Source organism: Jannaschia seohaensis (assembly GCF_900116765.1).
In the GTDB taxonomy this organism is placed as follows: Bacteria; Pseudomonadota; Alphaproteobacteria; order Rhodobacterales; family Rhodobacteraceae; genus Jannaschia; species Jannaschia seohaensis.
The window spans coordinates 14,521-40,249 of record NZ_UETC01000019.1; the positions used below are offsets into that span (position 1 = coordinate 14,521).

Annotated in this window: 26 protein-coding genes; 19 read left to right on the forward strand and 7 right to left on the reverse strand. The window is 68.3% G+C overall.

The window, feature by feature from the left end:
• Positions 1-8: 8 nt before the first annotated feature.
• Positions 9-1,163 carry an ROK family transcriptional regulator gene (locus tag DTQ71_RS21360; protein ID WP_109566327.1) on the reverse strand — a complete coding sequence of 385 codons (1,155 nt, stop codon included), beginning with the start codon at positions 1,161-1,163 and terminating at the stop codon, positions 9-11.
• A 105-nt stretch (positions 1,164-1,268) separates the two neighbouring features.
• Between DTQ71_RS21360 and DTQ71_RS21365 the strand changes: the two genes are divergently transcribed.
• The 13 genes from DTQ71_RS21365 (at position 1,269) to DTQ71_RS23270 (ending at position 14,293) form a co-directional block, all read left to right on the forward strand.
• A complete protein-coding gene (locus DTQ71_RS21365) occupies positions 1,269-2,519 on the forward strand; it encodes an extracellular solute-binding protein (protein WP_109566328.1) in 1,251 nt (416 codons plus the stop codon).
• A 144-nt stretch (positions 2,520-2,663) separates the two neighbouring features.
• Positions 2,664-3,560, forward strand: a complete 897-nt coding sequence (locus tag DTQ71_RS21370) for a carbohydrate ABC transporter permease (protein WP_109566329.1) — start codon at positions 2,664-2,666, stop codon at positions 3,558-3,560.
• Complete coding sequence (locus DTQ71_RS21375; RefSeq protein WP_109566330.1) at positions 3,557-4,450, forward strand: carbohydrate ABC transporter permease; 894 nt, start codon at positions 3,557-3,559, stop codon at positions 4,448-4,450. The genes DTQ71_RS21370 and DTQ71_RS21375 overlap by 4 nt, the downstream gene beginning before the upstream one ends.
• A gap of 241 nt (positions 4,451-4,691) precedes the next feature.
• On the forward strand, positions 4,692-6,176 hold the full coding sequence (gene argH / locus DTQ71_RS21380) for an argininosuccinate lyase (protein ID WP_109566331.1): 1,485 nt from the start codon (positions 4,692-4,694) through the stop codon (positions 6,174-6,176).
• The gene (locus DTQ71_RS21385; RefSeq protein WP_109566332.1) at positions 6,177-7,223 is read left to right on the forward strand and encodes an ABC transporter ATP-binding protein; all 1,047 of its coding nucleotides are present in this window, start codon (positions 6,177-6,179) and stop codon (positions 7,221-7,223) included.
• The gene (locus DTQ71_RS21390) at positions 7,220-8,116 is read left to right on the forward strand and encodes a carbohydrate kinase family protein (protein WP_109566333.1); all 897 of its coding nucleotides are present in this window, start codon (positions 7,220-7,222) and stop codon (positions 8,114-8,116) included. The genes DTQ71_RS21385 and DTQ71_RS21390 overlap by 4 nt, the downstream gene beginning before the upstream one ends.
• 69 nt (positions 8,117-8,185) lie before the next feature.
• Positions 8,186-9,349, forward strand: coding sequence for an aldolase/citrate lyase family protein (locus DTQ71_RS21395; RefSeq protein WP_109566334.1), 1,164 nt, complete (start codon positions 8,186-8,188; stop codon positions 9,347-9,349).
• Positions 9,350-9,453: 104 nt separating this feature from the next.
• Positions 9,454-11,019, forward strand: a complete 1,566-nt coding sequence (locus DTQ71_RS21400; RefSeq protein WP_109566335.1) for an ABC transporter substrate-binding protein — start codon at positions 9,454-9,456, stop codon at positions 11,017-11,019.
• A gap of 4 nt (positions 11,020-11,023) precedes the next feature.
• Positions 11,024-11,518, forward strand: coding sequence for an ATP-dependent zinc protease family protein (locus tag DTQ71_RS21405; protein WP_170125532.1), 495 nt, complete (start codon positions 11,024-11,026; stop codon positions 11,516-11,518).
• Positions 11,515-12,420 (forward strand): 30S ribosomal protein S6--L-glutamate ligase, encoded by a 906-nt coding sequence (gene rimK / locus DTQ71_RS21410; RefSeq protein WP_109566337.1) that lies wholly within the window; start codon positions 11,515-11,517, stop codon positions 12,418-12,420. The genes DTQ71_RS21405 and rimK overlap by 4 nt, the downstream gene beginning before the upstream one ends.
• On the forward strand, positions 12,417-13,460 hold the full coding sequence (locus tag DTQ71_RS21415; protein ID WP_109566338.1) for a succinylglutamate desuccinylase/aspartoacylase family protein: 1,044 nt from the start codon (positions 12,417-12,419) through the stop codon (positions 13,458-13,460). The genes rimK and DTQ71_RS21415 overlap by 4 nt, the downstream gene beginning before the upstream one ends.
• 137 nt (positions 13,461-13,597) lie before the next feature.
• The gene (locus DTQ71_RS21420; protein WP_109566339.1) at positions 13,598-13,864 is read left to right on the forward strand and encodes a hypothetical protein; all 267 of its coding nucleotides are present in this window, start codon (positions 13,598-13,600) and stop codon (positions 13,862-13,864) included.
• Positions 13,865-14,008: 144 nt separating this feature from the next.
• The gene (locus tag DTQ71_RS23270; RefSeq protein ID WP_146204914.1) at positions 14,009-14,293 is read left to right on the forward strand and encodes a hypothetical protein; all 285 of its coding nucleotides are present in this window, start codon (positions 14,009-14,011) and stop codon (positions 14,291-14,293) included.
• 657 nt (positions 14,294-14,950) lie between these two features.
• Here the strand turns inward: DTQ71_RS23270 and DTQ71_RS23700 are convergent.
• Complete coding sequence (locus DTQ71_RS23700) at positions 14,951-15,919, reverse strand: calcium-binding protein (protein WP_172500074.1); 969 nt, start codon at positions 15,917-15,919, stop codon at positions 14,951-14,953.
• Between the two features lie 248 nt (positions 15,920-16,167).
• Between DTQ71_RS23700 and DTQ71_RS21435 the strand changes: the two genes are divergently transcribed.
• From DTQ71_RS21435 to DTQ71_RS21460, 6 genes are all read left to right on the forward strand, one after another.
• Positions 16,168-17,715 carry an ABC transporter substrate-binding protein gene (locus tag DTQ71_RS21435; protein WP_109566341.1) on the forward strand — a complete coding sequence of 516 codons (1,548 nt, stop codon included), beginning with the start codon at positions 16,168-16,170 and terminating at the stop codon, positions 17,713-17,715.
• 156 nt (positions 17,716-17,871) lie between these two features.
• Positions 17,872-18,846 carry an ABC transporter permease gene (locus DTQ71_RS21440; protein WP_109566342.1) on the forward strand — a complete coding sequence of 325 codons (975 nt, stop codon included), beginning with the start codon at positions 17,872-17,874 and terminating at the stop codon, positions 18,844-18,846.
• Positions 18,846-19,814, forward strand: coding sequence for an ABC transporter permease (locus tag DTQ71_RS21445; protein ID WP_109566343.1), 969 nt, complete (start codon positions 18,846-18,848; stop codon positions 19,812-19,814). Before DTQ71_RS21440 ends, DTQ71_RS21445 begins: the two co-directional genes overlap by 1 nt.
• A 115-nt stretch (positions 19,815-19,929) precedes the next feature.
• Positions 19,930-20,241 (forward strand): hypothetical protein, encoded by a 312-nt coding sequence (locus DTQ71_RS21450; RefSeq protein ID WP_109566344.1) that lies wholly within the window; start codon positions 19,930-19,932, stop codon positions 20,239-20,241.
• Between the two features lie 211 nt (positions 20,242-20,452).
• Positions 20,453-21,442, forward strand: coding sequence for an ABC transporter ATP-binding protein (locus DTQ71_RS21455; RefSeq protein ID WP_109566345.1), 990 nt, complete (start codon positions 20,453-20,455; stop codon positions 21,440-21,442).
• Positions 21,439-22,437 carry an ABC transporter ATP-binding protein gene (locus DTQ71_RS21460; RefSeq protein ID WP_109566346.1) on the forward strand — a complete coding sequence of 333 codons (999 nt, stop codon included), beginning with the start codon at positions 21,439-21,441 and terminating at the stop codon, positions 22,435-22,437. Before DTQ71_RS21455 ends, DTQ71_RS21460 begins: the two co-directional genes overlap by 4 nt.
• A 4-nt stretch (positions 22,438-22,441) precedes the next feature.
• Here DTQ71_RS21460 and DTQ71_RS21465 read toward each other — a convergent pair whose 3' ends face one another.
• From DTQ71_RS21465 to puuE, 5 genes are read right to left on the reverse strand one after another with little or no spacing between them, the layout of a single operon-like run.
• Positions 22,442-23,104: a substrate-binding domain-containing protein gene (locus DTQ71_RS21465; protein WP_109566347.1), complete on the reverse strand. Its 663-nt coding sequence runs from the start codon at positions 23,102-23,104 to the stop codon at positions 22,442-22,444.
• Positions 23,101-23,463 carry a Lin0512 family protein gene (locus tag DTQ71_RS21470; RefSeq protein WP_109566348.1) on the reverse strand — a complete coding sequence of 121 codons (363 nt, stop codon included), beginning with the start codon at positions 23,461-23,463 and terminating at the stop codon, positions 23,101-23,103. Before DTQ71_RS21470 ends, DTQ71_RS21465 begins: the two co-directional genes overlap by 4 nt.
• Positions 23,460-23,804 (reverse strand): Lin0512 family protein, encoded by a 345-nt coding sequence (locus DTQ71_RS21475; protein ID WP_109566349.1) that lies wholly within the window; start codon positions 23,802-23,804, stop codon positions 23,460-23,462. The genes DTQ71_RS21470 and DTQ71_RS21475 overlap by 4 nt, the downstream gene beginning before the upstream one ends.
• Position 23,805: 1 nt before the next feature.
• A complete protein-coding gene (locus tag DTQ71_RS21480; protein ID WP_245947688.1) occupies positions 23,806-24,210 on the reverse strand; it encodes an ureidoglycolate lyase in 405 nt (134 codons plus the stop codon).
• Between the two features lie 56 nt (positions 24,211-24,266).
• A complete protein-coding gene (gene puuE, locus DTQ71_RS21485; protein ID WP_109566351.1) occupies positions 24,267-25,700 on the reverse strand; it encodes an allantoinase PuuE in 1,434 nt (477 codons plus the stop codon).
• Between the last annotated feature and the right edge of the window lie 29 nt (positions 25,701-25,729).

Sequence of the window (25,729 nt, forward strand, 5' to 3'; positions counted from 1 at the left end):
GGGGCCTCTCAGGCGGCGAGCGCCGGGGTGAAGGTTCGGTTGAGCACCAACGCGCCCGCCCCGATGACGGCGGCGAGGCGGGAGCAGCGGCCGACCCGCAAGGGGGGCTGCGTTCGGCCTTCGCGGCGGGCGACCGAGCGCTCAGTCAGCGGCGCGGCGGCGATCAGGTCGCGGACGATGCCCTCGGGCATCGCCCCGCACAGGACGATGGTCTGCGGGTCGAGCAGGTTCTCGATCAGGCCGGTGGCGAGGCCCAGCGGCCCGGCGGCCCCCGCGATCCAGTCGGCCAGGGCCGGGTCGCCCTCGGCATGCAGCGCGGCGAGCGCGTCCATATCCCCCGCCTTCCGCCCGGCGGCCCGCAGGTGCCGCTCCACCGAGAGGCGCGACAGCAGCGCCTCCAGGGGTTGCGGCCCGTTGGGCGTCGGGATCGGCACATGGCCGATCTCGCCCGCATTGCCATGGGCCCCGACCACGAGCCGCCCGTCCTGCACGATAGCGAGGCCCAGACCGGTGCCGAAATAGAGGCAGGCGAAGCTGGTCACCCCCTCGGGGGCCAGCGCGATCCGCGCGCCGAGCGCCGCCGCGTTGGCGTCGTTCTCGACCGTGACAGTCAAGCCCAGCGGCGCGAAGACCTCGGCCGCTGCAATCCCGTCCCAGCCCGGCAGGTCCGAGGCGATGCCCGTGCGCCCGAACGGACCCGGCAGCGCCACGCCCGCGCCCAGTAAGCGGCCCTCGGCCTGGGGCGCCGCCGCCAGCGCGGCCGCCAGCAGCCCCGGCAGCTGCGCCCCTACGTCTTCGGGCGCGGCAGATGCCAGAGGCCGGCGATCGTGCCAGACCGGTCGCCCCTCCAGGTCCAGCAGCGCCGCCAGCAACGCGCCGGGCCGCACTTCGATGCCCAGCGCGAAGCCCCCCTCGGCGGCCAGCACATATTGCGGCGCGGGCAGGCCCCGACGCCCTCGGGCCAGACCTTGCGTGCGCAGAAGCCCCTCCCCCTCAAGCTCCGCGATGATGTTGCTCACGGCCTGGGTCGACAGCCCCGCCCGCCGCGCGATCTCGGCCCGGCCCAGCGCGCCCGCGGCTTGCAGATGCCCCAGCACCAGTTGGCGGTTGTGGTCGCGGGAGCGGGCGGGCGTGACGCCACGGGGGGTCGGAGGCTGGGCCATGACCCCGGATAACTCAAGAAGGTTGTGTGTTCAACGAAGGTGATCTAGCGTTGCAGGAAAGGACCGCCCGAGAACGGGCGGCGGAACAACCGACGGGAGACGACCATGACTTACAGAACGACCGCCCTTGCCACGCTCATGGCCGCGGGCCTCGGCACCGCCGCCCAGGCCGAGGTGGAGATCGAATACTGGCAGTATTTCTTCGACGCGCGCGTCGAGGCGATGGAGCAGCTGATCGAGAATTTCGAGGCGGCCAACCCCGATATCACCGTCACGATGACGCATTTCCCTTATGCCGATTACCGCACTAAGGTCGCCGCCGCGATCCCGGCAGGCGAGGGGCCGGACGTGGTGCAGCTGTTTTATGGCTGGCTCAACGATTACGTCGAGGCGGATCTGATTCAGCCGCTCCCCGCCGATGTCTTCCCCGCCGAGAAGATCGACGCGGAGTTCTTCCCCATGGTGCAGGCGATGAAGGACGGGGACGCCTATTGGGCGCTGCCCACCGCCGTCCGCTCGCTGGCCCTCTTCTACAACGAGCGCCTGTTCGAAGAGGCCGGGATCGAGGCTCCGCCCGAGACCTTGGACGAAATGATGGACATCGCCGCCAAGCTGACCAAGCGCGACGGCGCGGGCAACCTCACCCAGGTCGGCATCACCGCCGGCATGACCGCGCAGGACCACCATTGGTGGCGCGAGGGACTGATCAGGCAGATGGGCGGCGAGCCCTATCTCGATGACTATCAGACCGTGAACTATAACAGCGATGCCGGCCGCGCGGCGCTCGACATGTACACCTCGATGTTCACGGGCGACGATGCCGTGACCGCGATCGGCTTCATGGACGAGCCGCAGGCGGCCTTCAAGGCGGGCCGCGCGGGGATGCATATCGACGGCTCGTTCCGCATCGGCTCGCTCAACGGCACGCGCGGCCTGAAATGGGGCGTGACGGAGCTGCCGGCGACGGCGGACGGCACGCGGTCCAACTACTCCTCCTACTGGGTCAACGCGATCACGACCAAGGCCGAGGGCGAGAAATACGACGCCGCCGTCAAGTTCATGGAATACATCACCTCCGACGAGGCGATGCAGATCTGGCTGGACGTGGTGGGCGAGCTGCCGGCCAAGCCGTCGGTGGGCCTGACCGAAGAGAACGCCAACGATGCGACCTTCGGGCCGTTCATCCGCGGGCTGGCCTATGCCAACACCACCAAATTCGCCAACGAGAGCGCGCAGCGCCAGCTGATGGTCGAGATGGTGGAGCGGATCACGCTCCAGGACATGGACCCGGCCGAGAGCCTCGCCATCGCCGCCGAGGCCGAGCAGAAGATCCTCGACGAGTACTACGCCGACTGACCCGTCGAGAGCGTCGGACGCGCGGCCATCTCCCAGCCGCGCGCCCGGCGACGCCACCGGCGGCCCGGATCGGGCGCGCGCCGGTCGGCGAAGACCATCTCGGGCGCGCCCGATGACGACCGCAAGACCCAACGGACAGGCCCCATGCAGTTCTACCGCAACCTGACGCTGCGCCAGAAGCAGATCGCCTGGGCCTGGGCCTTCCTGGCGGTGCCGGTGCTGTTCTACACGGTCATCCGCTTCTACCCGACCGGCAATGCCGTCCTGATCTCCTTCCAGGAGTGGAACCTGCTGGGATCGCGCACCTGGACCGGGCTCGACAATTACGAGAAGCTCTGGAACGACCCGGAGTTCTGGACAGTCTTCGTCAACACCTTCCAATATCTGATCCTGGGCACGCCGATCTCGCTCGTGCTGGCCTTTATCATCGCCTACCACCTCGACAAGCTGCGCTTCGGGCATGCCTTTCTGCGGATGCTCTACTTCCTGCCTTTCATGACCAGCGCCGTGGCCATGGCCTGGGTCTGGCGGTGGTTCTATCAGCCGGTGCCTATCGGTCTGTTCAACAACCTCCTGGCCTCGGTCGGCATCCCGCAGGTGGAGTTCCTGAACTCGGTCGACAACGCCCTGCCCTCGGTCCTCGCGCCCGCGATCTGGGCGGGGCTGGGCTTTCAGGTCATCATCTTCATGGCCGGGCTGCGCGCCATCCCGGTCAGCTATTACGAGGCGGCGCGGATCGACGGCGTGGGCTGGTGGGTGCAGCTGACCGAGATCACGCTCCCGCTGCTGCGGCCGACCATCGTCTTCATCGTGGTCTTCTCCTCGATCGGCTTCCTGCGGATCTTCGACCATGTCTTCAACATGACGACGAACAATCCGGGCGGACCGCTGAACTCGACCGAGCCCTTGGTGCTGATGATCTACCAGACGGCCTTCACAAGCTTCGACATGGGATACGCGGCGGCCCAGACCGTCGTGCTGTTCACGATCCTGCTGATCGTTTCGCTGCTGCAACTCTGGCTATTGCGGGCCGACCGATGACCGACGCGCCCCTCACCGAGATCCCCGAGCGGGTGAAGCCCTCCTCCGATGCGCTCCTGGCCAAGCCCAGGCGGGGCCCGCGCGACAACGCCCAGGTGATCCGCTGGATCCTGCTGTTCCTGGGCGGTGTCCTGATGGTGATGCCCATCGCCTACATGATCTCGACCTCGCTGAAATGGCCGCACGAGGTTTACAACGTCAACCTGATCCCAGACGAGCCGACGCTGGAGAACTACACCTACGTCCTGGAGGACGGGCGGTTCTACAACTGGTTCTGGAACTCGCTGATCATCGCGACGCTGACGACGATCTCGAACCTCTTCTTCGACAGCCTCGTGGGCTACACCCTGTGCAAGTTCCGCTTTCCGGGCCGGACGCTGGTCTTCATCGCGATCCTCAGCACACTGATGATCCCGACCGAGATGCTGGTCATCCCCTGGTATCTCATGTCCCAGCAATTCGGCTGGCTCGACAGCTATTGGGGCATCATGTTCCCCGGCTTGATGACCGCCTTCGGCGTCTTTCTGATGAAGCAGTTCTTCGAGAGCGTGCCCGACGACTTCCTCGAGGCCGCGCGGATCGACGGGCTCAACGAGTTCCAGATCTGGTGGGAGGTGGCGATGCCGCTGGTCCGACCCGCCCTGGCCGCGCTGGCGATCTTCGTCTTCCTGGGCAACTGGACGGCGTTCCTCTGGCCGCTGATCGTGACCAACTCGGTGGAGATGTACACGCTGCCGGTGGGTCTGTCGGGCTTCGGCGACGAGGCCGACGTGGCTTGGGAGCTGATCATGACGGGAGCTGCCATCTCGACCATCCCGACGCTGATCGTGTTTCTGATCTTCCAGCGGTTCATCATCCGTGGGGTCGTGATGGCGGGGCTGAAGGGGTGAGCGGCGGGTTCGGCGCAGCCGACAAAAGGTCCAGTGGACCTTTTGAGCCGCGAACGGGCGGAGCCCCAGACCGGTCCGACACGGTCCGCGAAAGGTCCGGGGGATCTTTCCAGTGCCGAACGGGCGGAGCCCCGGGGTTTTGCCCCAGGACTGCGTCAGACGATCGAAGATCGTCCGACCCGCCGGGGGGCTCTGCCCCCCGGACCCCCCGAGGTATTTCCGGCAAGATGAGGGGGTAAAGATGACGGATCTCGATGCTTTTCCCCATCCGGTCTATCGCGACACGGTTCTCGCGCCGCTCTTCGAGGGGGTCAGGGCCCATTACGCGGCGGGGATGGACGCGATCAATCGGGCCCATCTGGTGATGCTGGTCGAGACCGGCATTCTGTCGCGGGCCGAGGGGGCCGCGTTGGCGGGGGCCCTCGACGCGATCTCGGCGGAGGTGGACCCGGCGGCGCTGACCTATACGGGCGAGCACGAGGACTGGTTCTTCCTGGTGGAGGCGCAACTGAGGGAGCGACTGGGCGATCTGGGCGGGGCGCTGCACACGGCGCGGTCCCGAAACGACATGGACCACACGCTGTTCAAGATGGCGCTGCGTCCGCGCGTGGCGCGGGTGGAGGCGCAGGTGCACGACCTCGCGGGGACCATGCTCGCCAAGGCGCGGGCCGAGCGAGACACGCTGATTGTGGCCTATACCCATGGACAGCCGGCCCAGCCCTCGACCTTCGGGCATTACCTCGCCGCCGCGACGGAGGTGTTGCTCCGCGATGCGGCGCGGCTCTCGGACGCCGCAGACGGGCTCGAGCATTCTCCCATGGGCGCCGCCGCGATCACGACCTCCGGCTTTCCCATCGACCGTGCTCGCGTCGCGGAGTTGCTGGGCTTCGAGGGCGTGCTGCTCAATTCCTATGGCTGCATCGCGTCGGTCGACTATGTGACCGGGCTCTACTCCGCGATGAAGCTGCCCTTCGTGCATCTGGGCCGGCTGGTTCAGGACTTCGCTTACTGGTCCGCGTTCGAGGTGGGCCAGCTGCACCTGCCCCGCGCGTTGGTCCAGATCAGCTCGATCATGCCGCAGAAGCGCAACCCGGTGCCCATCGAGCATATGCGCCATCTGGCCGCCGTCACCGCCGGGCGCTGCGACATGATGGTCGACACGATGCGCAACACGCCCTTCACCGACATGAACGACAGCGAAGGCGAGGTACAGCAGGCCGGCTATGCCGCCTTCGAGAGCGGGGGGAGGATGCTGGACCTGTTGGCCGCCGTGATCGCGGCCGCGCGGATCGACGGGGCCCGCGTGCGGCGCAACGCGGACGCGGCTTGCGTGACGATCACGGAACTCGCCGACACGCTGGTCCGCGACGAAGGGCTGACCTTTCGCGCGGCCCACCACGTCGCCGCCGAGACAGCACGAGCCGTGATCGCAGAGGGCGTGCCGCTGGGCGTGGGCCACGCCGCATTCGCCCGCGCGTTCGAGGCGCAGACCGGGCGCGCGACCCGGCTCGACGCAGGCGCCTTCGCCGAAGCCACCTCGCCCGAAACCTTCGTCGCGCGCCGCGATCGGCCGGGCGGGCCAGCCCCCGCCGCGCTCGATGCGGCCTTCGACAGCTATGACGAAACCCTCGCCCGATTGCGGGACCGAACCCGGTCTCGCGCCGCGCGGCACGCCGCCGCCGACCGGGCGCGCGCGGCCGCCTTCGCCGCCCTGCAGGAGACCTGAATGGCCGAACTCGCCCTCCGTTCCCTGACCAAGGCCTATGGCCAGACCGAGGTGCTCCACGGCATTGACCTGGAGGTGGCCGACGGCGAATTCGTCGTCCTGGTCGGCCCCTCGGGCTGCGGCAAGTCCACCACCCTGCGCCTGATCGCCGGGCTGGAGGACACGACCTCGGGCGCCATCGAGATCGGCGGCCGCGACGTCGCCCGGCTGGAGCCGGCCGCCCGCGACATCGCCATGGTGTTCCAGAACTACGCGATCTATCCGCATATGACCGTGCGCAAGAATATCGGCTTCGGGCTGCGCGCCTCGAAGCTGCCCCGCGCCGACAAGAAGGAACGGATCGCCGAGGTCGCCGAGATCCTGGGGATGACCCCGCTTCTCGACCGCAAGCCCAGCCAGCTTTCGGGCGGGCAGCGGCAGCGCGTCGCCATCGGGCGAGCGATGGTGCGGGATCCGGCGGTGTTCCTCTTCGACGAGCCGCTTTCCAATCTCGACGCGCAGCTTCGGACCCAGATGCGGCTGGAGATCAAGAAGCTGCACCAGCGCGTCGGCACCACCATCGTCTTCGTCACCCATGACCAAGTCGAGGCGATGACCCTGGCCGACCGGATCGTCATCATGAAGGACGGGCATATCCGCCAGGTCGGCACCCCGTCTGAAGTTTATCGCAACCCTGCCGATACCTTCGTCGCCCGCTTCATCGGGGCGCCGTCCATGAACCTGATCGAAGGGCGGGCCGACGGCGCACGGGTGGCGCTGGCCTCGGGCGGGGAGATCGCACTGGCGCGGGGTGGCGGCGACGTGCTGCTGGGGGTGCGGCCGGACGACCTGCACCCCGTCGAGGGACCGGCGTTGATCGAAGGCCGCGTGACCGTGCAGGAGCCTCTGGGCCCGGAAACGCTGATCTACGTCGAGACCAGCGCGGGCGAGGTGATCGCCAAGGCCGATGGCCGCGTGCCCCCCGCCGTGGGCAGCACCGTCCGGCTGGGCGCCGCGCCCGAAGACATCCATCTCTTCGATCGCCAGAGCGGGCTGGCTCTGGCATGAGTCAGGATCGGGCAGAGCGGCCGGGCGTTCTCTGCGCGGGGCGCGTCTATTGCGATCTGGTCTTCACCGGCCTGCCGCGGCTGCCCACGGCGGGAACCGAGATCTTCGCCGACGACCTGTCGCTGCATCCGGGCGGCGGCGCAGCGATCACCGCGGCCTATATCGCGGCGCTTGGCCGGCCGGCCTTTCTGGCTGCGCATCTGCCCTCCGCCCCCTTCCAGGCGCCGGTCGCGGCCGGGCTGGAGCGCTGCGGCGTCGATCTGAACCTGTCGAAGCCCTCGACGGAGCCCGGCGCCTTCCAACTGACCGTGGCGATGGCCCATGGCGGTGACCGGGCCTTCGTCACCCGCGATGTCGGACCGGCCGTGCCGACGCTCGACGCCGCGTCGCTGCGGGCTGCGCGGATCGGCCACCTTCATATCGGCGAACTGAAGACCCTGGTGGAGCGCCCGGACCTGCTGACCCTTGCCCGCGCCGCGGGGCTGAGCGTCTCGCTCGATTGCGGGTGGGACGATGCTTTGACCGCCTCGGTCGCGCCGCTGATCGAGGCCGTGGACCTGTTCCTACCCAACGCCGAGGAGATGGCCCGGCTGACCGCACTGGGCCTCTGCCCGGCGCCCCGGGGCGCAACCGTGGTCAAGCGCGGCGCCGAGGGCTCATCGACCCCGGGCGGCCCGTGCCTGCCCCCTCCCGCCGCACGGGTCGTGGACACGACCGGCGCGGGCGATGCGTTCAACGGGGGCTTCCTCGATGCCTGGCTGTCCGGCGCGCCGCTGCTGGCCTGCCAGGAGGCGGGGAATACCTGTGGCGCGCGGGCCGTGTCCCATCCCGGCGGGACGGCGGGGGCCGAGGCGCTACGCCGCGCCCGGGTCGAGATGGCCGCCCTGTCCTGACGCGAATTTCCTGGACGGGAGGCCGACCCCTGCTCACTATGTGACGTCGGGGAAGCCGGGGAGCGCCGCATGACGAAGGATTTGCCGAATGTGCTGGCGGATTACGGCGCGGCCTGGCTCGAACCGGTGGCCGATACGCGCCGCGCTCTCCTCGATGCCTGCTGGAGCGACGAGGGCGTCTATGCCGACCCGAATTCCATGGCCGTCGGCCGCGCGGCTCTCTCGGATCTGATCGGCGGCTTTCACGCGAAAATGCCTGGCGCCCGGATCGAGCTGACCAGCGGCGCGAGCGCGCATCACGAGCGCATCCTTTTCAGCTGGCGCATGGTGACGGCCGAAGGCGCCACCGCCCTGGAGGGCGTCGATTTCGGACGGCTGGCGCCCGATGGGCGGCTGGCCGAGATCACGGGCTTCTTCGGCCCCCCCCCCGGCGGCCTGACCGGCGCCCCAAGACGAAAGCTCAGAAAGACAATGCCCCAGCCCATGACCCTCAAGACCCGGCTCGCGGATCCCTCGGCCCGGCTCACCATGCATATCTGCACCATCCCCTCTGCCACGGTGACGCAAGCCATCGCCGCCTCCGGCGCCGATTCCGTGGTGGTCGACATGGAGCATGGCGCCGTCGACCACGCCTCCGCCCATGCGATGATCGCGGCAACCGCCGGGACGTCATGCGCCCCGATGGTGCGCGTCGCCGAAAACGATCCGGTCCAGGTCAAGCGCGCGCTCGATCTCGGGGCCGAGGGCATCGTCTTCCCGATGGTCCGCACCGCCGAGGAGGCGCAGCGCGCCGTCGCCTCCTTGCGCTACCCGCCCCACGGGACGCGCGGCTTCGGCCCGTTCATCGCGCAATCGCGCTGGGGCACGGGCCTTCTGGACCACCGCGAGACCGTGGACGGGTCGCTGGTCTGCTGCCTTCTGGCGGAGACGGCCGAGTCGATCGAGAATATCGAGGCGATCTGCGCCGTGCCCGGGGTCGATATGATCGTCCCCGCCCAGTTCGATCTCTCGACGGATCTCGGCATCTCGGGGCAGTTCGACCATCCCGATTTCCAGGCCGCCCTCGCCAAGGTCGAGGCGGCGGCCGGCAAGGCGGGCATCGCGCTGGGGAATGTCGCGCTGTCCAAGGCCCAAGCGGACGGCCTGTTCGCGAAAGGCTACCGCGTGGCCTGCGGCTTCGACGTGCTCTGGCTGCGGGCAGCCGCCGCAGAAGCGCAAAGCTGGACCGGGTGACGCGGCCACCCCGCTTGCGCCCGCCCGTCAACCGTGATCCCTTCTCGCGCATGATGCCGGGCGCGGCGAACGACGCCCGGCCCACCGCGACACGGGAGCACCGAATGCTACGCACCACAGCCCTTATCACCATCGCCGCCATGGCCGCCGGCGCCGCCAATGCGGAGACGCTCCGCTGGGCGCGCGCGGGCGACAGCCTGACGCTGGACCCCCACGCCCAGAACGAGGGGCCGACCCACACGCTGGCGCACCAGATCTACGAGCCGCTCATCATCCGCGACACCAAGGGCGCCTTCCAGGCCGCCCTCGCCACCAACTGGGCGCCCAAGGCCGACGACCCGAACGTCTGGGTCTTCAAGCTGCGCGAAGGCGTGACCTTCCATGACGGCTCCGAGTTCACGGCGGAGGACGTGGTCTTCAGCTTCGAACGGGCGAAGTCCGAAACCTCGGCCATGAAAGAGCTGCTGACCTCGATCAACGAGATCCGCGCGGTCGACGACTATACGGTCGAGTTCGTCACCAACGGGCCGAACCCGATCCTGCCCAACAACTTCACCAACCTGTTCATCATGGACAAGGGCTGGACCGAAGAGAACGGCGTCACCGAAGTGCAGGACATCGCCAATGGCGAGACCACCTTCGCCGCCACCAACGTGAACGGCACCGGCCCCTACACGCTGGTCAGCCGCGAGCCCGACGTGCGCACCGTGCTGGAGCAGAACCCCGACTACTGGGGCATCGAGGAATTCCCGCTGGAAGTGACCCGGATCGAATACACCCCGATCCAGAACGCCGCGACCCGCGTTGCCGCGCTGCTCTCGGGCGAGGTCGACTTCATCCAGGACGTGCCGGTGCAGGATCTGGGCCGCGTGGCCGAGACCGAGGGGCTGGTCGTCAAGACCGCGCCGCAGAACCGGACGATCTTCTTCGGAATGGACCAGGGCTCCGAGAACCTGCGCTCGACCGAGGGCAACCCCTTCGCCTCCGCCCAGGTCCGTGAAGCGATGAACATGGCGATCAACCGCGACGCCATCCAGCGCGTCGTGATGCGCGGCCAGTCGGCGCCGACCGGCGTCATCATGCCCCCCTTCGTCAACGGCTGGACGCCCGAGCTCGACACCGTGCCCGAGGTCGATACGGAGGCCGCCAAGGCGCTGATGGCCGAGGCCGGCTATGCCGAAGGCTTCTCGGTGCAGCTCGACTGCCCCAACGACCGCTACGTCAACGACGAGGCGATCTGCCAGGCCGTCGTCGGCATGCTGGGCCAGATCGGCATCGACGTGAACCTTAACGCCCAGTCCAAGGCGCTGCACTTCCCGCTGATCCAGAACGGCACGACCGACTTCTACATGCTGGGCTGGGGCGTCCCGACCTACGACTCGGAATACATCTTCAACTTCCTGGTCCACACCAAGGACAGCGAGCGCGGCTCCTGGAACCCGACCGGGTTCTCGAACGCCGAGGTCGACGCGAAGATCGAGTCGCTGGCCTCCGAGACCGATCTGGACGTCCGTAACCAGACCATCGCGGAGATCTGGGAGGTCGTGAACGGCGAGACCCTGTATCTGCCGATCCACCACCAAGTGCTGAACTGGGGCATGACCGAGGCCGTCGGCATCGAGGTCTCGCCCGAGGACGATCCGAAGTTCAAGTTCTTCGAGATGAACTGACGCCATGCGTCGCCTTCGGCCCCCCCTCGCGGGGGGGCCTTCCAACACGACGGGTTTGCTCGTCATCGGCTGGCAGGAACGGATCGACCTGCCGCAACTGGGCCTGACCCGGCTCCATGCCAAGATCGACACCGGCGCGCGGACATCGGCGCTGCATGCCGACGAAATTAACAGCTTCGACAAGGACGGAGAGACCTGGGTCCGGTTTCACACCCGGTTCGACGACGACGCGCGCGACCTCGATGTCGAATGGCCCGTGCTGGAGCGCCGCGAGGTCAAGAACACCGGCGGCGTCCCCGAAGAGCGGATCGTGATCCGCACCCGCTTTCGCATCGCGGGCCGCGCCTGGCCGATCGACCTGTCGCTCACCGACCGCGGAGACATGCGCTTCCGCATGATCGTGGGCCGCACGGCTTTGCGCGGCCATTCCATCGTCGTCCATCCCGGGCGCCGCAATCTTGCCGGGCCACCCGACCGCCCGAAGGAAATCGACTCATGAAGATCGCAATGCTGGCCCGCAACCCGACCCTCTACTCGCATAAGCGCCTCAAGGAGGCGGCGGAGGCACGCGGGCACGAGCTGCGCATCGTCAACACGTTGCGCTGCTACATGAACATCGCCTCGCGCCGCCCCGAGATCTACTATGACGGAGAAAAGTTGACCGGCTTCGATGCCGTGATCCCGCGGATCGGCGCCTCGGTCACGTTCTACGGCCTGGCCGTGCTGCGCCAGTTCGAGATGATGGGCGTCTATCCCCTGAACGAGAGCGTCGCCATCGGCCGCTCGCGGGACAAGCTGCGTTCGATGCAGCTGCTCGCGCGGGACGGGATCGGCCTGCCGGTGACGACCTTCGCCCATGACCCTAAGCAGACCGAGGAGGTGCTGAAGCTCGCCGGGGGCGCGCCACTGGTGGTGAAGCTGCTGGAGGGCACGCAGGGGCTGGGGGTCGTGCTGGCTGACACGGACCGCTCCGCCAAGTCGGTGATCGAGGCGTTCCGCGCGACGGGCACCAACATCCTGATCCAGGAATTCATCAAGGAGGCGGGCGGCACCGACATCCGCGCCCTGGTCATCGGCGGCAAGGTCGTCGCGGCCATGAAGCGAACCGGCGCCGAGGGGGAGTTCCGGTCAAACCTGCATCGTGGCGGCTCGGCCCGAGTGATCAAGCTCACGCCCGAGGAACGCTCGACCGCCGTTCGGGCGGCCAAGTGCATGGGCCTCGCCGTCTGCGGCGTCGACATGCTGCGCGCCAATCACGGCGCGGTGGTGATGGAGGTGAACTCCTCCCCCGGGCTTGAGGGCGTGGAAAAGGCCACGGGCATCGACATCGCCGGCAAGATCATCGAGCATCTGGAGAAAGCCGCCAAGCCCCACGCGACGCGAACCAAGGGCAAGGGGTGACCAAGCGCGCCGCCTTCGTGTTGGACGGGCAGTCGGTCGCCCCCGGCACGCGGGCGGTCATCGACCTGCCCGTCAGCCACCTGTCCGACCACACGCCGGTCACGATGTCGGTGCAGGTCGTCCACGGCAAACGCCCCGGGCCCACCGCCTTCGTCAGCGCCGGCATTCACGGCGACGAGGTGATCGGGGTCGAGATCGTGCGCCGCCTGGTGCGGGTGCCCGCCCTCAGGACGGTGCGGGGCACACTGCTGGTCGTGCCGGTGGTCAACGCCTTCGGCTTCATGAACCACTCGCGCTACCTGCCCGACCGGCGCGACCTCAACCGCTCCTTTCCGGGGACCAAGGGCGGCTCCCTCGCCTCGCGGCTGGCGAATCTGTTCCTGACCGAGATCGTGGCGCGCGCGGATTTCGGAATCGACCTGCATTCCGCCGCGATCCACCGCACCAACCTGCCGCAGACCCGCGTCTCGCCCGAGACGCCCGAGATGCTGGACATGGCCCGCGTCTTCGGCGCCCCCGTGATCCTGCAATCCCCCCTGCGGGAGGGCAGCCTGCGCCACGCCGCCAAGGAAATCGGGCGCGACGTGCTGCTCTACGAGGCAGGCGAGGGGCTGCGCTTCGACGAGTATTGCGTGCGCGCGGGCCTGTCGGGAATCCTCCGGGTGCTGCGCTACAAGGGGCTGATCGGCGGGCGCGGGATCATGGCGGCCAAGGCGGCGCCACAGTTCTGCACCATGTCGAAATGGCTGCGCGCGCCGGTGGGCGGGCTGCTCCGGACCTTCCGCGCAGATGGGGACGTGGTCGCCGCGGGCACGATCCTGGGCGCGGTCGCCGATCCGTTCGGCCGCTCCGAGCGCGAGATCGCCGCGCCCTTCGACGGGCTGATCGTCGGACGCGCGGTCATGCCCGTCGTCAATGAGGGGGATGCCGTCTTCCATCTCGCGCGGGTCGACTCGGTGGAACGGGCGGAGTCGACCCTCGACGACCTCGCCGACCAGATCGCGGGCGACCCTCTCTTCGACGAGGACGAGATCATCTGACCTAGGGCCGCTCCGGTTCGGGATTTTTCCGCGGAAGCGGCGCGTTAAGCTGAAATCATTGCCCTGGCTCGGGGTCTCTTGCCGAATGCCCGGGATAGGTGGCCTCGCGAGATCCGCCCATCTGTGTCTCCCCGCCGATGTCCAACCTCTCCCGCGTCTGGCTGGCATATCTCGCCGCGGATCGGGCCGACGGCACGTTCAAGCCCCTTCTGCCAGGGAGCTGGGAGATGAAGGGCGTGCCGTCCTTCACCGCCGCGGCCGCCGCCTGCAATATCGCGCGAGGGCGCGGGCAGGCGGTCGCAGGCAATTCCTCGATCGACACACGCGGCGCCGGCCCCTATCGGCCGGTCTCGCGGGAGGTCGGCATCCCCTCGGTGATGGAGCGGAAGCCGGGCCATAGCTGATGGCGCGGCGGGGTTTTCGGCGAGCCCGGTGCGGCCCGGATCGGGCCGTTCGATGGCGGAACCGATCAGGCGTCACCTTTCACCGCCATCGTCTCGGACCAGATCGACCTGGTCCGCGAAGCGCTGTGTGCGCTCGCGGGGCCAATGGGCACGACCGGCGTTGCCCGCTCCGAGACCGTGACCGCGACTACAGTCTGCATCCGCACCCACCAGGCGACGGACGTGGACGGCATGCCCCCCTCTGCCGATCTCCGCGTCCACCGGGCGCTGGCCATGTCGAACGAAGACGACCTGGAACTGGGCTTGGTCCGGGTGGCCGGGACCCACCATGTCTGCCGGATCCACCCGGAACACGCGGAGGTTCCGCCGCCCGAGACGGACCCGGCCCAGGGGCCTTGCCCTGCTGGAAGAAACTGGGTTCGCAGTTAAAAAGACCCTCCTGCGCGGCTGCACCTTCTGGAACGACTGCGCCAAATATCCGTTCTCGGCGAGGGACTGGGCGCAGCGGCCGCTGGACGCGCTGGCGGTGGCCGGTGCCGATACCCGGCGGGCACTGTCGGCCAAGCTCCCGGCCTTAATGCAGGCGGAGAGCGTGGACCTCTAACCTTATTGGCGCTCCACCTATCGCTCCGCGCACGACGGCTTGCTGGACGCAGAACGGCAACCGACCTTCGAGATCCACGTCCACAAGCTGGGCTTCGCCGCCTGAGCGACGTCAGGCGACCAGCTTCGCCCCCGCCAGGACGGGGGGCGGCGCGTGGCGAGCATCCGCCGCGCCTCCTCCCCGCGGCCCAGCCGCATCGGAAGATTGGCCAGCTGAGCTCCAGCAGATCGCGCTTCGCCCGGCTGCCGCCGAAGCGCTCATGGGTGGCCATGGCCCGCGTCAGCGCCTCAAAATGGGCGGCACTGACGTTGCGCGGGTCCAGAGCTGCGCGATCAGCCTGGCGCGCGCTGTCCGTGCGGCCCCGTCGGGGCCGGCGCGGAAGGCCGCCTTCCCCGGGGCGGAACGAGTCGGGACGCGCACTGCCTCCGCAGCGCGCGTCCCCGTGGATTTCCTTGGGCGAGACGCCTCAGCGGATACGCGACTCAGAAGAGCAGCACGTCGTCCGGATCGATCAGGCCGCCGCCCTCGATCGTCAGGAGCGGCTCCTCCAGACCCGCGACACTGACGTCGCCCGTCTCTTCGTCATAACCGATGAGCCCCAGTGAGACGGCCTTTTTCAGAAGTCCGAGCGGCACCTGGCGGACGTCGATGGTCTCGTCGCCCAGGCCGAAGAACTGATCGTCCAAGGCGATCTTGTCCTCGTGGTCGAAATCCTTGATCCGGCCCGACTGTCCGCGCCCGATCGCCGCGAAGGCGAAGACGTCGGCGCCGAACCCGCCAATCATCTCGTCATCGCCGCCCGCGCCGAACAGCACGTTGTCGCCCGCATTGCCGCGCAGGACATTGTCGCGGCTGTTGCCCCAGAGATCCAGGTCGTCCTCGCCGGTCAACTCGCCATCGTCGGTCTCGTCGTCGAGCTTGAGGTCCCGGCGTGCCTCGACCGCCCGCGACCGGCCGGGCGCCTCGCCATCGGGCGGGCCAGCATGGTCGGGCGGGCCTTCGCCGTCCTCTTCGTCGTCTGCCTCATCCTCCTCTTCGTCGTCTTCCTCGTCGTCCTCGGAGTCGTCCTCTTCGTCTTCCTCGTCGTCCTCTTCTTCCTCGTCGTCCTCTTCTTCTTCGTCGTCCTCTTCTTCGTCCTCTTCTTCGTCTTCCTCATCGTCCTCGGAGTCGTCCTCTTCGTCCTCCTCCTCATCGTCCTCTAGGTCGTCGCCCTCGTCGTCTTCCTCATCTTCCTCGTCCGCCGGGTCATCTTCGCCCTCTTCGGCGTCCGGGTCGTCCTTCGGATCGTCCTCCTCAGCCTCGTCGTCCTCGGAATCGTCCTCCTCCGGCCCCGCCAAACCGGCCAGCACCGCCGTCTCGTCTTTCTCTCCAAGAAGCGACGTCATCTCCTCCGCGCCGAAAATCAGGCGGTTCGGATCGTCGGTTTCGATCTCGTCGGTCGGAAAGGTCATCGCGATCTCCAAGGTCACAAAGTTCGGGATTGAGACTAGACCATAGATAAAGCCAATCAGAGTCGTTTATCGGCGCTCATTTCGTCGGAATTGGAAACGATGAAGGCGCAGCCCGAAGCATCGATGCCAAGAACGACACGGTCCGCATCCGAATCGGAGGCCCGTCCAGCCATGCGTGCCAAGAACTTGATTTGACCTCAGCGCAGAGTGCGGCATCCTGTCCTTCGAAATCATCCTCGGGGGAAATCATGAGACCCATCCTGACCGCCGCGCTTGTGGCCGCGGCGCTGCCCGCGGGCGCGGCCGAACTGCGCTTCGCTTCGACCACCGATCCGAACACGCTGGACCCGAACGCGGGCAACTCCGCCCCGGTCTTCAGCCTGCTGGGGAACGTCTATGAGGGCCTCGTGCGCCGCGGGCGCGACATGTCCATCGAGCCCGCACTGGCGACCTCCTGGGAGCCGATCGGCGACGGCGAGGGCTGGCGTTTCAACCTGCGCGAAGGCGTCACGTTCCATGGCGGCCAGAGCTTCGACGCCGACGACGTGATCTTCTCCTACGAGCGCGCCTCCTCCGAGCAATCCGACACATCGAGCTGGTTCGCACCGGTCTCGGAGGTGATCAAGGTGGACGACTACACCGTCGACATCATGACCTCCGCGCCGAACCCGATCTTCCCCGACAGCATCGCCAACTGGATGATGATGGATGCGGGCTGGGCCGCCGAGAACGGAGCCGAGCGGCCCAATATCGAACAGGGCAACTACGCCACCACCAACACCAACGGCACCGGCCCTTACATGATCACGGAGCGGCAGCCGGGCCTGCGCACCGTGCTGGAAGCCTATGACGGCTGGTGGGGCGAGGATCGCGGCAATGTCGAGCGGGCGATCTTCCAGCCGGTCCAGAACTCCGCGACGGCGGTCGCGGCGCTGCTCTCGGGCGAGTTGGACCTGATCGAGCCGGTGCCGGTTCAGGACGCCAACCGGGTCGAGAGCGCGGAGGGCGTCGACGTTCTGCGCGGGATCGAGGCGCGGGTCATCATGCTGGGCTTCCCGCATGACGCCGAGGGCCTGATCGCGGGCGGCGAGGGCAACCCCTTCACCGATCCGCGTGTCCGGCAGGCCGTGGCCCAGGCGATCAACGTGCCCGCCATCCTCCAGACCGTCATGCGCGGCTCCGCCGAGCCGGTGGCGCAGCTGATGGGCGCGGGCATGCGCGGCTACACCCAGGGCTTGGAGCGCCCCGCCTACGACCAGGAGGCCGCGCGCGCGCTGCTGGCAGAGGCAGGCTACCCGGACGGGTTCCGGTTCAGCCTGAAATGCCCGAACGATCGCTATCTGAACGACGAAGCGGTCTGCACCGCGATCAACGCGATGCTCGCTCAGGTCGGGTTGGAGCCGGTTCTGGAGACGATGCCCGTCGCCAATTACTGGCCCACCCTGCGCGCCGACGACCATGACATGTATCTGCTGGGCTGGTCGCCGGGCACCTTCGACGCCGAACACCCGATCCGCTTCCTGCTCGCCACCCCGGACGAGGAGGCGCGGCTGGGATCGTGGAACTTCGGCGGCTATTCGAACCCGCGCATCGACGAATTGCTGCCGATGATCCAGTCCGAGATCGACGACACCGCGCGCCAGGCGATGCTCGACGAGGTGGCGCAGATCCAGCTCGACGACGTGGCCTATGTGCCGCTCTACGTCCAGCCGCTGATCTGGGGCGTCAAGGAGGGGATCGAGGTCGTGCAGCGGCCCGACAACTTCCTGGTGCTGCGCTGGATAGAGATGGGCTGAGCCCGTGCCCCGGATGCGCGCGACGCGCGCGCGCATTCGGGTTGAGACCAGAATTGCACCATCGGCACCGGTTTGACGGACAGAATGGCGTCACGGAAGCCTCACGGGGACGCGTGACCGCTTGACCCCGGGCGTCCTCGCGGCGAAACCCCTCAAATGCTCGCATACATCATCCGTCGTGTGTTTCAGTCGATCGTCGTGCTCCTGGTGGTGGGCCTTGTCGCCTTCGCCATGTTCCGCTTCGTCGGGGACCCCATCGAACAACTCCTGGGCCAGGAACGCACCGTTCAGGACGTCGAGCGCCTGCGCGAGGCGCTGGGGCTGAACGATCCCTTCCCGGTCCAGTATTTCGATTTCCTCGTCCGCGCGGTGCAGGGCGATTTCGGCATCTCCTACCGACAGTCCCGCCCCGTGGCCGAAATCATCCTGGAGCGCGCACCCGCGACGCTCGAACTCGCGCTGGTCTCAGGGCTGCTCGCGCTGGTGGTCGGCATCGCGCTCGGCGTGTTCACCGCGATCCGGCGGGACGGTTGGGCGGCCAATGCGATCATGTCGGCCTCGCTGATCGGCGTCTCGCTGCCGACCTTCCTGATCGGCATCCTGCTGATCTACGTCTTTGGGGTCCAGCTCCGATGGCTGCCGACCTTCGGACGTGGAGACGTGGTCGATCTGGGCTGGTGGACGACGGGGTTCCTCACGCCAAGCGGCCTCAAATCGCTGATCCTGCCCTCGATCACGCTGGGTCTGTTCCAGATGACGCTGATCATGCGCCTGGTCCGATCCGAGATGCTGGAGGTCTTGCGGCAGGACTACATCCGCTTCGCCCGCGCGCGCGGCCTGTCGGCCAAGTCGGTCAACTTCCGGCACGCGCTCAAGAACACGATGGTGCCCGTGATCACGGTCACGGGCCTGCAACTGGGGGCGATCATCGCCTTCGCGATCATCACCGAGACGGTATTTCAGTGGCCGGGCGTCGGTCTGCTCTTCATCAACGCGGTGCAGTTCGTCGACATCCCCGTCATGGCCGCCTACCTGATGCTGATCTCGGTCATGTTCGTGCTGATCAACCTGATCGTGGACATCCTCTATGTCTGGGTCGATCCCCGGCTGCGCATTGACGGGAGGCACTGATGCCCGATCTCACCGACTCGTCCCGCGCCCCCGGAGCCACGCCCGCCCCGCAGCCCTCCCGCTGGAAGGTCGCTTGGGACAGCGATATCGCCTATTCCTTCCGCCGCTCGCCGGTGGCCGTGATCGCGGCTTTCGTCACGCTGCTCTTGGTACTGGCGGCCATCTTCGCGCCGCTGGTGGCGACGACCAACCCGTTCGACCCGTCCTCGCTGAACCTGATGAACGGCTTCTCCCGGCCCGGTGTGCCGAACGAATTCACCGGAGAGACGTTTTTCCTCGGCACCGACGATCAGGGGCGTGACGTCTATTCGACGATCCTCTACGGGCTGCGCATCTCGCTCTTCGTGGGCGTGATGGCGGTCATGTTCGCGATGGTGCTGGGCGTCACGCTGGGCCTGATCGCGGGCTATGTCGGCGGCTGGATCGACAGCCTCATCATGCGCGTCGCCGACGTGCAGCTGACCTTCCCGTCGATCCTGGTGGCGCTGCTGATCTTCGGCATCGCGCGGGGCATCATCCCGATCGAGCATCGCGACCAGATGGCGATCTGGGTGCTGATCGTCGCCATCGGTCTAAGCGACTGGGTGCAGTTCGCCCGGGTCGTGCGCGGCGCGACGCTCGTGGAGAAGAACAAGGAATACGTGCAGGCCGCGCGCCTGATCGGGCGCAAGCCGGGCGCCATCATGATGCGCCACATCCTGCCCAACGTGCTGTCGCCGGTGCTGGTCATCGCGACCATCTCCCTGGCGCTGGCCATCATCGCCGAAGCGACGCTCAGCTTCCTCGGTGTCGGCGCGCCGCCGACGCAGCCGAGCCTCGGGACGCTGATCCGCATCGGCCAGGACTTCCTGTTCTCGGGCGAGTGGTGGATCCTGTTCTTCCCGGCCTGCACGCTGTTGGCCCTTGCACTTTCTGTGAACCTCCTGGGCGACTGGCTCCGCGACGCGCTGAACCCGAGGCTGCGGTGACGCGGCTGGGAACAAAGGAGCGCCCTGCGCTCTCGCGCCGCGGCGCGCGCGGCCCGTTCTGGACGCGGCGCCGCAGGGGCCGCCCGAGAGCCGCCATGCAGGTGCGGAATGCCTGATGCCCAAAGACCCGTTCAAATCCACGCCCTTTTGGCGCCCTGCGGAGGAGGAACGGGCCTCTCTCCGCAGCCATCTTCTAGCGGAACTCCCGCCCGGCCACGTCCTGTTCACCCATCGCGAGACGCTGGAGGTGCATGCGCGGGACAAGAACGCCCTGCGTCTGGTCATCACCTGCAAAGACCCCGCCGCTGCCATCGTCCACATGACCTGGACCGGACGGCCGCCCATGGCTCCGTTCCTGCCCGAGACCGAGATCTATCCGTCGCTCGACGGGCTCATCTCCGCTTTGATCGAGAAGGGGGCGGAATGACGGGCGCCGCGCGTCTCCAGACGGCAGGGCGCGATGCTGCGCCAACGCGCCCCGCCCATGGCCGTCAGGAAGATTGCAAATATCGGGATAGACAGGCAGAGGACGGCCTCCTCGTAACGGCTTGCCCTCACGGCTACGAGGCAGACAGACCGGCCGCCCGGCACGCGGGCGCGGGCCGGACCACCCCGCGACACGCGCTCCGGAGGATGAGATGACGAACCCGACCCCCGTTCTGACGCTCCGCCATCTGACGGTCGACATTCCCACCCGCCACGGCACGCTGCGGCCGGTCGACGACGTCTCCTGGGAGGTGGCCGCCGGCGAGATCCTGGGTGTGGTCGGCGAATCCGGCGCCGGGAAGTCCATGACCGGGAACGCCGTGATCGGCCTTCTCGACAGCCCGGCCCATATCTCCGGCGGCGAGGTTCTGCTGGAGGGCCAGCGGATCGACGATCTGCCCCTGCGCGAGATGCGCCGCATCCGGGGCAAGCGGATCGGCATGGTGTTTCAGGATCCGCTGACCTCGCTCAACCCGCTGCTGACGGTGGGCGATCAGCTGACCGAAACGATCCTGCGCCATCTCCCCGTCTCCGAGAGCGAGGCCCGCGCCCGCGCCGTGCGCGGCCTCGATGAGGTCGGCATCCCGGCGGCCAAGGACCGGATGGGCGCCTATCCGCACGAGTTCTCGGGCGGGATGCGGCAGCGCGTGGTGATCGCGCTCGCGCTCTGCGCCGAGCCGACCCTGTTGATCGCGGACGAACCGACCACGGCGCTCGACGTCTCGGTGCAGGCCCAGATCATCGCGCTGCTCAAGCGCCTGTGCCGCGAGCGGGGAATGGCCGCGATGCTGGTAACACATGACATGGGCGTCATCGCCGAGACCGCGGACCGCGTCGCCGTGATGTATGCCGGCCGCCTGGCCGAGATCGGACCCGTGGCGCAGATCATCAGCCACCCGCGCCATCCCTATACGGACGGGCTGATGGCCTCGACGCCCGCCGCCTCGGCCGGCCATGCCCGCCTCCGCCAGATCCCCGGCAACATGCCGCGCCTGGGCAACCTGCCCCATGGCTGCGCCTTCCATCCGCGCTGCCCCCGCGCCCAGGACATCTGCCGTCACGATCCGCGCCCCGTGGTCGGAGAGGTCGATGCACAGGCCGCCTGCTACTTCCCAATCGACGCCTCGGAGGATGCCGCATGAGCCCCCGATCCGCCCTCGTCTCGGTCCAGAACCTCACCCGCGTCTTCGACGTCTCCAAGCCCTGGCTCAACCGGGTGATCGAGCGTCTGCCCAAGCGCTACCTCACCGCCGTCTCCGATGTCAGCTTCGATATCCCCGCCCGCACGACCTATGCCCTGGTGGGCGAAAGCGGGTCGGGCAAGTCGACCATCGGCAAGATGGTCGTGGGCCTTCTGCGCCCCTCGGAGGGGCATGTGACCATCGACGGCGTGGACCTCGCCACCGAGACGGACCCCGCCGTCATCGACCGCATCCGCACCGATATCCAGATGATCTTTCAGGATCCGTTCGCCTCGCTGAACCCGCGCTGGAAGGTCCGCGACATCATCACCGAGCCGGTCGCCGCCCGTGGTGGCGACGTGACGGGCCTCGCCGAAAAGCTCCTGACCCAGGTGGGCCTCGCCCCCGAGGACGCGGGCAAGTATCCGCACCAGTTCTCCGGCGGCCAGCGGCAGCGGCTCTGCGTCGCGCGCGCGCTTGCCTCCGAGCCCAAGCTCATCGTCTGCGACGAGCCGACCTCGGCGCTCGACGTGTCGGTTCAGGCCCAGGTGCTCAACCTGATGAGCGACCTGAAGGAGGAGCACGGGCTCACCTACCTGTTCATCAGCCACGACCTGACGGTGGTGCGCCACATGGCCGACAGGATCGGCGTGCTCTATCTCGGCCGCCTGGTAGAGGAGGCCACGCCCGACGACCTCTTCACCAAGCCCGCCCATCCCTACACCGCGATGCTGATCGACGCGGCGCCCAAGCTCGACGCCTTCGGGCGCGAGGTGACGCCGCCCGAAGGGGAGATCCCGGATCCGATCGACCCGCCCAAGGGCTGCGCCTTCCACCCGCGCTGCCCGCTGGCCATCGACCGCTGCAAGGCGGAGCGCCCCAAGCTGGAGCCCTTCGGCGCGGGCCGGGTGGCCTGCCACCGCGCGGGCGAGATCGCGCTGGAAAGCGCCGCCTGACGGATCAGGCCGGCCGATACAGGCCGGCCGCCGCCATCTCCGCATCGCGCGCCGGGTCCATCAGCGCATCGCGCAGCCGCACCGCGCCGGGACGCGCCGCAGGCGCGAAGGCCAGGGACTGCGGGATATCCGTGCCAAGCCCCTCCGGGAACACCGCCGCCGTCACCACGCCGGGCGCGGCGGCGAGCGTGGTCAGCGGCGCAATCGCCAAACTGACCTCGCCGGCGGCCACCGCGCGCACAGGACCGCCCGCCGGCAAGGGCCGCAGCCGGTCCGCCAGCACCGTCCGCAATCCGATCCGGTCCAGCGCGCCCAGAAAGGTCGCCCCGCTCGTCCCGGCCCCGGTATAGGCGATCGTTTCGGCCTCGGTCAGCAGCGTCTCCAGCTCGTCCGTGACGGACGCGCCCGCCCGCACCCCCACGGCCAGCGGGATCCGCCCGAGCGCGACGACGCCATCGGCCGCCAAATGCCCGGCCGCGACAAGCTCGGGCACATACCAGGGGTTCAGGATCGCCACGTCGAACGGGTGCCCCGCAGCAGCGCGCCGGGGCACTTCGGGGTTAAGGACGATCTCCGTCTCCACCGCCAGCGGCAAATCCGGAAGCAGCCCGCCCAGCAGGTCCCGCAGGGCGAGCGGCGCTAGAAGACGGACCGCCCCGGCGCTCATTCGCGGAGACGGAAGGGCGACCGCTCCGTATCCAGGAAGGCCCGCACGCCCGCGACCGCCAGCGTGGTATCCGCCGTCCCGCCCATCCCCGTGTCGGTCAGCCCGCCCTGCTGGCAGATCACCTCCACCGTGCCGTAGGGCAGCGCCGCCGCCACGGCCGCCTTGTCGACGGCGTCCGGGTCCGGGCAGGCGATGGTGACCTCGATCCGCATCCGGTTCGGCACCTTCCAGGTGGCGAAGACCGACATCGACGAGTGCCGGATCGCATCGGACACCGCGCGTAGCGCCGCCTTGGTCATGTCGCCGCCATGCACGTCGGCGCCCATGCCGATCTCCAGGATCAATTGCTGCTCGCTCATCGCGCGATCTCGACATCGAAGCTGACCGAGACGATGGCATTCGCCACGATCACCGTCTTGTCCCGCGACGGGAGCGCCGCGCCGCCCTTCACCGCTTCCACGTGGACCGCCCCATAGGGCGCCTCCTCCGCCACGGCCGCCACATCGACCGCAGACGGGTCCGGAACTCCCACGCGAATATCCACCAGCATCGCCTCACGCGGGAAGCCGAAGGCCGGTCCGATGGTCAGCGAATTCCGGTGCAGCGCGTCGAAGACGGCGCGGCGGGCGGCCTTGGTGTGGTCCTCCCCGGTCAGGTCGGTTCCCATCCCCATCTCGATGGCGAACTGGGTTTTGGGCATGTCAGGCCTCCACGGTCCAGGGGGTGTCGGAGCGGTGCTCCTCCAGGTTGTCGGCGGTCTCCGCCCGGTCGACGACAGCGAAGAGACCCGGCGCATGGAGCGGCGTGCACACCCCGTGCCAGACGCCGCGCGCGAATTGCACGCCCTGATACGGCTCTGTCACGAAGGCCTGCGGCGTGGCGCCCGGCCCGTCGGAGACAATGACCAGGAACGGATGCGGCGTCATCGGCAGAAACGCCTGAGAGCCTTTGGGATGCCGCTCGATCAGGTCGAACTTATAGGGGAGCGCCCGGGGCTGGGCATCGAAGATCGAGATCGAGACGGTGCCGTCCACATCAGGGCGGCAACGGTCATGCCAGCGGGTGCACATGCCTTCGTTGATCGACCGCGCCTCGCCCGCCCCCATGGCGATGAGCGACCCATAGGGAGCGAAGAGCGCTTCCGTGATCGGCCGCGCGCGGATCACCACGGCAGCGCCTCCAGCCTGAGCCGCGCGATCCGCTCGACCTGAGCGCAGGCCTCAGTGAACTCGGCCTCTTGCGTGTTGCCGATGCGGCGGTGGAACGCGTCCAGGATGCTCTCCTTGTTGTGGTCGCGCACCGCGATGATGAAGGGGAAGCCGTGCCGCTCGACATATGTGGCGTTAAGCTTCTGGAACGTCTCCCGCTCCCGGTCGGTCAACAGGTCGAGCCCGGCGCTGGCCTGCTCGGCCGTGCTGTCGGCGGTCAGACGCCCGGCAGCGGCGAGCTTTCCGGCCAGGTCGGGATGCGCGCGCAGCACCTCCAGCCGCGCCTCGGGCGGCGCGCTGCGGAACGCGCGGGCCAGGGCGCTGGCGATGCCGGCAGGGTGGTGGTGGGCCGGTCCCAACTCCAATTCCCAGGCGCGCTCCGCGATCCAGGGGGAATGTTCGTAGATCCCGCCGAAGCGCGCGACGAAGGCGTCCCGGTCCAGCTCATGCGCCATCTCGCCCGCCGAGACGGGGACGTCCGAGAGCGCGGCCAGATGGCCCTTCGCCGGATGCACCCGGTCCCAATGCGCGGCGATCTGGGCCCGGGTCGCGATCCAGACATGGTCGTGCCGGCGCACATGGTCGAGAAAGCGTTTCAGCGCCTGCGCCCGCCCCGGCCGCCCGGCCAGGCGACAATGCAGGCCGATGGTCATCATCCGTCCGCCCTCGGCATAGAGGCAGTCGAAACTGTCCCGCAGATATTGCTCCCAGGAGGCGCCGTCGGCATGGCCCGCCTGGATGGCGAACCGCATGTCGTTGGCGTCGAGCGTATAGGGCAGGATCAGCTGCGACCGGTCGCCCAAGCGGACGCGGTAGGGCAGATCGTCGGCATAGCTGTCGGAGATATAGGCGAGGTCGCCCTCCTCCGCCGCGAGCCGCACCGTATTCATCGAACAGCGGCCCGTATACCAGCCCTTGGGCGGCGCGCCCGTCACCTCCGCATGCAGCCGCAGCGCCTCGCGGATGGCGGCCCGCTCCTCCGCCTCGGCCATATCCTTGTGCTCGACCCATTTGAGCCCGTGGGACGCGATCTCCCAGCCCGCGCCGCGCATCGCATCGACCTGGAGGGGCGAGCGGGCCAGCGCGCTCGCGACCCCGTAGACCGTCACCGGCAGGGTGTTGAGCATCCGGTGCAACCGCCAGAAGCCCGCGCGCGCGCCGTATTCGTAGATCGATTCCATGTTCCAATGCCGCTGCCCGGGCCAGGGCTGCGCGCCGGTGATCTCGGACAGGAACGCCTCGGAGGCTGGATCGCCATGGAGGACGTTGTTCTCGCCCCCCTCCTCGTAGTTGAGCACGATCGACAGGGCGAGCCGTGCGCCACCCGGCCAATGGGCATCGGGGGGAACGGGGCCATGACCCAGCAGGTCACGAGGATAGCGGTTCATTCGGAGCCCTTCCGGCGGCGGCGTATCGG

Coding starts and splice junctions, on each gene's coding strand:
- DTQ71_RS21470 (WP_109566348.1), bottom strand. CDS start 23,463: ATGAGCGAGCAGCAATTGATCCTGGAGATCGGCATGGGCGCCGACGTG.
- DTQ71_RS21440 (WP_109566342.1), top strand. CDS start 17,872: ATGCTCGCATACATCATCCGTCGTGTGTTTCAGTCGATCGTCGTGCTC.
- DTQ71_RS21465 (WP_109566347.1), bottom strand. CDS start 23,104: ATGAGCGCCGGGGCGGTCCGTCTTCTAGCGCCGCTCGCCCTGCGGGAC.
- DTQ71_RS23270 (WP_146204914.1), top strand. CDS start 14,009: ATGGGCACGACCGGCGTTGCCCGCTCCGAGACCGTGACCGCGACTACA.
- argH (WP_109566331.1), top strand. CDS start 4,692: ATGACGGATCTCGATGCTTTTCCCCATCCGGTCTATCGCGACACGGTT.
- DTQ71_RS21365 (WP_109566328.1), top strand. CDS start 1,269: ATGACTTACAGAACGACCGCCCTTGCCACGCTCATGGCCGCGGGCCTC.
- DTQ71_RS21395 (WP_109566334.1), top strand. CDS start 8,186: ATGACGAAGGATTTGCCGAATGTGCTGGCGGATTACGGCGCGGCCTGG.
- DTQ71_RS23700 (WP_172500074.1), bottom strand. CDS start 15,919: ATGACCTTTCCGACCGACGAGATCGAAACCGACGATCCGAACCGCCTG.
- puuE (WP_109566351.1), bottom strand. CDS start 25,700: ATGAACCGCTATCCTCGTGACCTGCTGGGTCATGGCCCCGTTCCCCCC.
- DTQ71_RS21445 (WP_109566343.1), top strand. CDS start 18,846: ATGCCCGATCTCACCGACTCGTCCCGCGCCCCCGGAGCCACGCCCGCC.
- DTQ71_RS21460 (WP_109566346.1), top strand. CDS start 21,439: ATGAGCCCCCGATCCGCCCTCGTCTCGGTCCAGAACCTCACCCGCGTC.
- DTQ71_RS21475 (WP_109566349.1), bottom strand. CDS start 23,804: ATGCCCAAAACCCAGTTCGCCATCGAGATGGGGATGGGAACCGACCTG.
- DTQ71_RS21450 (WP_109566344.1), top strand. CDS start 19,930: ATGCCCAAAGACCCGTTCAAATCCACGCCCTTTTGGCGCCCTGCGGAG.
- DTQ71_RS21480 (WP_245947688.1), bottom strand. CDS start 24,210: ATGGGGGCGGGCGAGGCGCGGTCGATCAACGAAGGCATGTGCACCCGC.
- DTQ71_RS21435 (WP_109566341.1), top strand. CDS start 16,168: ATGAGACCCATCCTGACCGCCGCGCTTGTGGCCGCGGCGCTGCCCGCG.
- DTQ71_RS21390 (WP_109566333.1), top strand. CDS start 7,220: ATGAGTCAGGATCGGGCAGAGCGGCCGGGCGTTCTCTGCGCGGGGCGC.
- DTQ71_RS21455 (WP_109566345.1), top strand. CDS start 20,453: ATGACGAACCCGACCCCCGTTCTGACGCTCCGCCATCTGACGGTCGAC.
- DTQ71_RS21385 (WP_109566332.1), top strand. CDS start 6,177: ATGGCCGAACTCGCCCTCCGTTCCCTGACCAAGGCCTATGGCCAGACC.
- DTQ71_RS21405 (WP_170125532.1), top strand. CDS start 11,024: ATGCGTCGCCTTCGGCCCCCCCTCGCGGGGGGGCCTTCCAACACGACG.
- DTQ71_RS21400 (WP_109566335.1), top strand. CDS start 9,454: ATGCTACGCACCACAGCCCTTATCACCATCGCCGCCATGGCCGCCGGC.
- DTQ71_RS21375 (WP_109566330.1), top strand. CDS start 3,557: ATGACCGACGCGCCCCTCACCGAGATCCCCGAGCGGGTGAAGCCCTCC.
- DTQ71_RS21360 (WP_109566327.1), bottom strand. CDS start 1,163: ATGGCCCAGCCTCCGACCCCCCGTGGCGTCACGCCCGCCCGCTCCCGC.
- DTQ71_RS21420 (WP_109566339.1), top strand. CDS start 13,598: ATGTCCAACCTCTCCCGCGTCTGGCTGGCATATCTCGCCGCGGATCGG.
- rimK (WP_109566337.1), top strand. CDS start 11,515: ATGAAGATCGCAATGCTGGCCCGCAACCCGACCCTCTACTCGCATAAG.
- DTQ71_RS21370 (WP_109566329.1), top strand. CDS start 2,664: ATGCAGTTCTACCGCAACCTGACGCTGCGCCAGAAGCAGATCGCCTGG.